We start from the raw sequence: 6,075 nt of genomic DNA, 5'->3' as shown, positions 1-6,075 counted from the left end.
CAGCAGGAACACCCCGGCGATCACGGCCGCGGCGGCGACGCTGGCGCCTGCCGCCACCCACGTCTGCCTGGCCTTCGACGGCTTGCGCTCACCGGGCGACGACGAGGGGCCGAGCGTCGTGCTCAGGGGGACGTCGCCGGTGTGCCCGGGGTACGCGCCGACGTTCCCGGCGGGCGCGGAGACGCTGCCCAACGGCCCGCTGATGTCCCCGGCGGGTGCGGGGCCGTTGCCCAGCGGGCCGCCCGGTGGCTGGGGGAAGACGCCCGAGGGCGAGGTCGGGCCGGTGGTGTGGCCGTGCGCGCCGCCCGCCAGTCCCGGGCCGGTCTGGGCGGGATCGGCACCCATGAGGCTGGGGCCCGTCGGTGAGGTGGAACCACCGCCAAAGTGACCGTGCCCGCCGGGCACACCGCCATGACCGGTTCCCGGCACACCGCCAGGACCGGCTCCAGCGCCCCCCGGATCCGCCGCACCCGGCATCCCCGGCGTCCCCGTCCCGGCCGCGAGTGGCGCCCCTGTCCCGCCCGGGAGTGGCGTCCCCGTCCCGGCCGCGAGGGGCGCGGCTGTTGCGGACAGTGGGTGTTCGCGCGACACCGGCGCGATCCGTCCCGCCGACGCCACCTCAGGCGCCGCGGCCCGCAGCATGGCGATCACGTGGGAGAGCGGCGGACGCGCCGAAGGCTCCTTGGCCGTGCACGCGGTGATCACCGTCCACAGCGCGTCAGGCATCCCGTCGAGCCGGCGCGGCACCATGTGGAACGCCGAGTGCAGCGCGCTCAGCCCGTGCCCGCCGGCGAACGGCGCCCGTCCGGCCAGCAGTTCGTACAGCACCATGCCGAGGGCGTACACGTCCACGGCCGGGGTGGGACGGGAGCCGCTGAGGATCTCGGGCGCGATGTAGACCGGCGTGCCCGCGACGGTCCCGGTGGTGTGCCCGGTGGCGCCGTGCAGGATGCGTGAGACCCCGAAGTCGGTCAGCTTCAGCGCCCCGGTGGCCTCGTCGACCAGCACGTTGGCCGGCTTCACGTCGCAGTGGACGACGTCCTGCGCGTGCGCGTAGTCGAGCGCCTCGGCCAGGGACGCGGTCATGCGCGCGGCCATGGCGGGCGGGAGCGTGCCGTGCCTGCGTACCAGGGCCCCGAGGTCGCCGCCCGACACCAGGTCCATGACGATGGCGATCCGCTCGCCCTCCAGGACGAAGTCGCGGATCGACACGATGCCCGCGTGCCGCAGCCGCACCAGGACGGTACGTTCGCGGACGAACTTCGCCACCACGTCGGCGTCACGGCTCAACCGGGGCTGCAGGAGCTTGGCGGCCACCTGTTCGCCGGTGCGGCGATCGAGGGCGCGCCAGACCGTGCCCATGCCACCCTCGCCGAGGATTTCCATGAGCTGGTAGGCGCTACCGAGCGAATTGTCCATATTGCGGATCATGATAGCGACAGCGACCCCCGTGAGTCTGGTAATGCGGACGACGACTTACGGGGTTGCCGAGGCGGTGGGGAAACCGGGGACGTCAGCCGAAGAGCTGCTGATAGAACGCCAGCTCGGCGGCCAGCGCCGCGGCCCGGGTCTCGGTGCGGCGGAAGCCGTGCGACTCGCCGTCGAAGGCCAGGTACGTGCACGGCACGCCGCGCTCGGCCAGCGCGTCGGCGAAGGCGGCCGACTGCGCGGGCGGCACCACCGGGTCGTCGAGCCCCTGCAGGAGCAGCATCGGGCAGGACACGCCGTCGACCAGCGCCAGCGGCTCCCGGCTCGCGTACACCTGCGGATCCTCCGGACCGACCAGCCATTCCACGTACCGCGACTCGAAGTCGTGCGTGTGGGCCACCAGCGGGCCGAGCGCGCTCACCCCGAAGTACGACACGCCGCCCGCGAACACGTCGGACCGGCAGCAGGCGGCCATCACGGTCCAGCCGCCCGCGCTGCCGCCGCGGATCGCGATGCGTGCCGGGTCGGCCAGGCCGTCCTCGGCCAGCCAGCGCGCGGCGGCGACCGCGTCGGCCACGTCCACCACGCCCCACTCGCCCTTGAGCCTGTCGCGGTAGGCGCGGCCGTAGCCGGTGGAGCCGCCGTAGTTGAGGTCGAGCACGCCGATGCCGCGCGAGGTCAGGAACACCTTCTCCAGGTCGAGCTCGGTGCGCGCGTGTGAGGTCGGCCCGCCGTGCACGAAGATCACGTACGGTGGCGGGCGGTCGTCGTCGGGCTCCTGGCCCGCGGCCGGCGGGTAGAGGTAGCCGTGCACGTCACCGTGGCTGCGTATGGCGCGCGGCAGCGGCAGGGGAACGGTGTCGGGCAACTCGTCGAGCCCGGCGCTGAGCGTCTCGGTCTGCCCGGTCTCCACCGAGACGCGGACCACCGAGGTCGGGACGGTGGGCGCATACCCGACGCCGACCAGCGACCCGCCGTCGGCGCCCAGTGAACCGCCGTCGGGGCTCAGCGAACCGCCGTCGGCGGCCGGTGAACCGCCGTCGGCGGCCAGCGCCGCCTGCCAGCCGGACCAGGGCACGTCGAGGTCGCGCAGCGCGCCCGTATCCGGGTCGAGCAGGCCCAGGCGCAGGTCGCCGCGCCCGTGCAGGACCGCGAGCCGCCCGTCGCCCAGCACCAGGTACGGCGCCCCGCCGAGCTGCCACGGCGGGGCCGCGAACTCCTCCTCGGCCGGGTGCAGCGGCCTGCGGGCGGTGCCGTCGAGGCCGATCTCGTCCAGGTTCCACCAGCCGGACCGGTCGGAGACCAGGTAGAGGCGGCTGTCGTCCTTCCACTGCGGGGCGAGCACGGACTCAGACGGGCCGCCGGCGACCGTCCAGTAGGCGCCGTCGGACAGGCGGGTGACCCGCAGCTCGGTGCCGTTCCACGGCATGCGGGGGTGGTTCCAGCAGACGTAGGCCAGGTGCCGGCCGTCGGGGGAGAGCGCGGGAGAGGCGTAGAAGTCGCAGCCGGTGGCCCATTCGCGGGCCTGGCCGCCGTCGAGCGGGATCGCCACGACCGCCCGGGTGATCTTGCCGTCTTCCGCGTGCCGCTCGCGTACGCACCACACCTGGCCGTCGTGGACGAGCAGGTCCGCGTACCGCGAGCCGTCGCCCTCGGGCGTGATGGGGGTGGGGTCGCCGGTGCCGAGCCGGTAGAGCCGCTGGTCGGCGTGGTTGGCGAAGATCACGTCGCCGTCGGGGGTGATCGCGTACGGCCGGCCGCCGTACTCGTGCACCCGGGTGCGCGCGTTCCACGGCGCGGGCAGCAGCTCGCGGCGGACGCCGTCGGCGGCGAGCCGCATGATCGTGGTGCGCCCGCCCTCGTCGGGACGGTCCTCGGTCCACCACACCCGGCCGTCGCGGGCGGTGGGCCAGCCGAGGCGCAGCCCGGCGCGGGCCACGGTCATGGTCGACAGGGGGGACGGCCGATATGGCATAGGAGGAATCTTGCCGGAAGATCGCCGAGCGTGCGCGATGGTCAGGGATGACACCGCGGATCCCGGGACGAGCGCGCCCCCGGGAGCACCAGGGCCACCCCCGAAGCACAAGGGTCACCCCGGGAGCGCGAGGGTCATCCCCGGGAGCGCAGCGGCCCCCGGGGACGCACGTCAGTCGACGGCGGGCATGCCCGCGCCCGGCTGCGCGGTCAGCCCGGGCGCGCCGCCGGGCGGCTCGATCGGGCCGGCCGCCGTCTTGCGGCTGCGCCGGCTGCGCTTCTCCAGCCAGTGCGCCACCCAGCTCAGCGCCATGGCCAGCAGGATGTAGATCACGCCGATGACGACCGCCGAGATCAGCTTCGTGCCGGGCAGGGACGAGGGCAGCGTCTTGAAGCCCATGTTCAGCAGGTCGACGTAGACGATGAAGTAGCCGAGCGCGGTGTCCTTGAGCAGGACCACGAGCTGGCTCACCACCGCCGGCATCATCGCGGTCAGCGCCTGCGGCAGCAGGATCAGCCGCATCACGCCGCCCTTGCGCAGGCCGATCGCGTACGCCGCCTCGGACTGCCCGCGCGGCACCGCCTGGATACCCGCCCTGAACACCTCGGCCAGCACCGAGCCGTTGTAGAGCGTCAGGCCGAGCACGATGGCGAACAGCGCGTAGTCGCCGGGCTGCAGGACGGTCGGCGCCAGGAACCAGATGAAGAAGATCAGCAGCAGCAGCGGGATGGCGCGGAACAGCTCCACGATCACCCCGGCCGGGATTCTGATCCACCGGTGGTCGGACAGCCTGGCGATGCCGAACACGGCGCCGAACAGCAGCGCGAAGACCGCGCCGAGCACGGCGGCCGTGAGCGTGCCGATCAGGCCGGGGATGATGAAGTCGTTCCAGGTGTCGGCGGCGAAGAACGGCGCCCACAGGTCGGGGTTGAGCTGCCCCTTCTCCTGGAGCTTGAGAAGCACCCAGCCCGCGATGGCCAGCAGCGCCAGCGTGGACACGCCGGTGAGCAGGTGGTTGCGCAGCCGGCCGCGACGTCCTGGCGCGTCGAAGAGAACCGAGGCCTGGCTCATCGGGCCACCGCCAGTTTCTGGGCCAGCCGCCCGGAGAAGTAGCCGATCGGCAGGATGACCACCAGGAACGCGAGCACGATGCCGAGGAAGATGGGGATCGAGACACCGGTCGTGTCGAACGTCTCCCGCATCCGCGCCGCCACGTCGATCGTGTAGCCGGCCGCCGCCACCACCGTGGTGTTCTTGATCATCGCGATCAGCACGCTGGCCAGCGGCGCGATCACCGAGCGGAACGCCTGCGGGAAGATCACCAGGGTGAGTGACTGGATGAACGTGAGCCCGATCGCCCGGGCCGCCTCGGCCTGGCCCATCGGCACCGTGTTGATGCCGGAGCGCAGCACCTCGCAGACGAACGCCGCGGTGTAGGCCGACATGCCGAGCACGGCCAGCCAGAACGAGTTCGTCAGCGGCACCTCGTGCGAGAACACCAGGCCGAGCGTGTCGCTCAGGCCCAGGTAGCAGAAGGCCAGGACGAGCGTGAGCGGGGTGTTGCGCAGGATGTTCACGTACGCGCTGCCCGCGGCCCGCAGCACCGGCGTCGGCGAGACCCGCATCGCCGCCAGGACCGTGCCGAGGACCAGCGAGAAGATCGCGATGACCACCGAGAGCTTCAGATTGTTGACAAAACCTTCGGCCAGAAATGGCGCGTATTCAATGAGTTCGTCCATAGTGCTCCACCAATGAGACGGCGGCGGCCGGATCACCGGCCGCCGCGCGTTTGAGGATCAGGCGCAACCCTCGGCCGGTGGGGCGGAGGTGGGCAGCTGGAGGTCGGTCTTGCCGAACCACTGCTGGAGCAGCTTGGTCATGGTGCCGTCGGCCCACAGCTCCGCGACCGCCTTGTTGACGGCCTCGCAGGTGGTCTTGTCGCCCTTCTTCAGCCCGATGCCGTACTTCTCATCGGTGAACGGGTCGTTGAGCAGCTTGTACTTGCCCGGCTCCTGCGCGGCGAAGCCGGCCAGGATCAGGTTGTCGGTGGTGACGGCGTCGAGGTTGTTGCCGCCGAGCTTCTGCACGCACTCGGAGTAGTTGCTCGCGCCGACCAGCTTGGCGGGCAGGCCCAGCTTGCCGTCCGGCGGCGGGTCGGTGATGCGCTTGTAGGAGTTGGAGCCCTGCGCCTGGCAGATCCGCTTGTCCTTCAGGTCGGTCGCCTTCGCGATCGCCGAGTCGGACGCGCGCACCATCGTGTCCTGGTGGACGACGACGTACGGGCCGCCGAAGGTGACCTTGGGCTTGCGGGCCTCGGTGATGGAGTAGGTCGCGAAGATGATGTCGACCGTGCCGTTCTGGAGCAGCGCCTCGCGGTTGGACGAGGGCGACTCCTTCCAGGTGATCTTGATGTTCTCCCCGCCGGCCATCTTCGCGATGACCGCCTTGGCCACGTCGACGTCGAACCCCTCGGGGTCGGCCGCGCCCGGCTTCTTCAGGCCCAGGCTCGGCTGGTCCCACTTGGTGCCGACGGTGATCTCCTTGGCACCCTTGATCTTGTCGACGACGGTGGAGTACGAGCCCCCACTGCCACACGCGGCCAGGCCAAGCGCCATGGCGCCAGTGGCGAGCACCGCCCCCGTTCGACGCATCTGCATTGCGGTTACCTCAAT

At 71.9% G+C, this 6,075-nt stretch carries 5 protein-coding genes; all 5 read right to left on the bottom strand.

Annotation, left to right across the window (positions count from 1 at the left end; all coding sequences use genetic code 11):
• Positions 1 to 1,419: serine/threonine-protein kinase (locus tag HII36_RS20870; protein WP_173524909.1), on the bottom strand; the 1,419-nt coding region annotated here is incomplete at its 3' end.
• A gap of 94 nt (positions 1,420 to 1,513) precedes the next feature.
• Positions 1,514 to 3,373: a S9 family peptidase gene (locus HII36_RS20865; RefSeq protein WP_236003693.1), complete on the bottom strand. Its 1,860-nt coding sequence runs from the start codon at positions 3,371 to 3,373 to the stop codon at positions 1,514 to 1,516.
• 201 nt (positions 3,374 to 3,574) lie between these two features.
• Positions 3,575 to 4,474 carry an amino acid ABC transporter permease gene (locus HII36_RS20860; RefSeq protein ID WP_173524907.1) on the bottom strand — a complete coding sequence of 300 codons (900 nt, stop codon included), beginning with the start codon at positions 4,472 to 4,474 and terminating at the stop codon, positions 3,575 to 3,577.
• Positions 4,471 to 5,142, bottom strand: a complete 672-nt coding sequence (locus tag HII36_RS20855) for an amino acid ABC transporter permease (protein WP_173524906.1) — start codon at positions 5,140 to 5,142, stop codon at positions 4,471 to 4,473. The genes HII36_RS20860 and HII36_RS20855 overlap by 4 nt, the downstream gene beginning before the upstream one ends.
• Positions 5,143 to 5,199: 57 nt before the next feature.
• Positions 5,200 to 6,060: a glutamate ABC transporter substrate-binding protein gene (locus tag HII36_RS20850; RefSeq protein ID WP_173524905.1), complete on the bottom strand. Its 861-nt coding sequence runs from the start codon at positions 6,058 to 6,060 to the stop codon at positions 5,200 to 5,202.
• Positions 6,061 to 6,075 lie beyond the last annotated feature (15 nt).

The sequence above is a fragment of the Nonomuraea antri genome (assembly GCF_013283785.1).
Taxonomy (GTDB): domain Bacteria; phylum Actinomycetota; class Actinomycetes; order Streptosporangiales; family Streptosporangiaceae; genus Nonomuraea; species Nonomuraea antri.
Note: the sequence above shows the minus strand (reverse complement) of the source record. Positions and strands in the feature narration are given on the sequence as shown.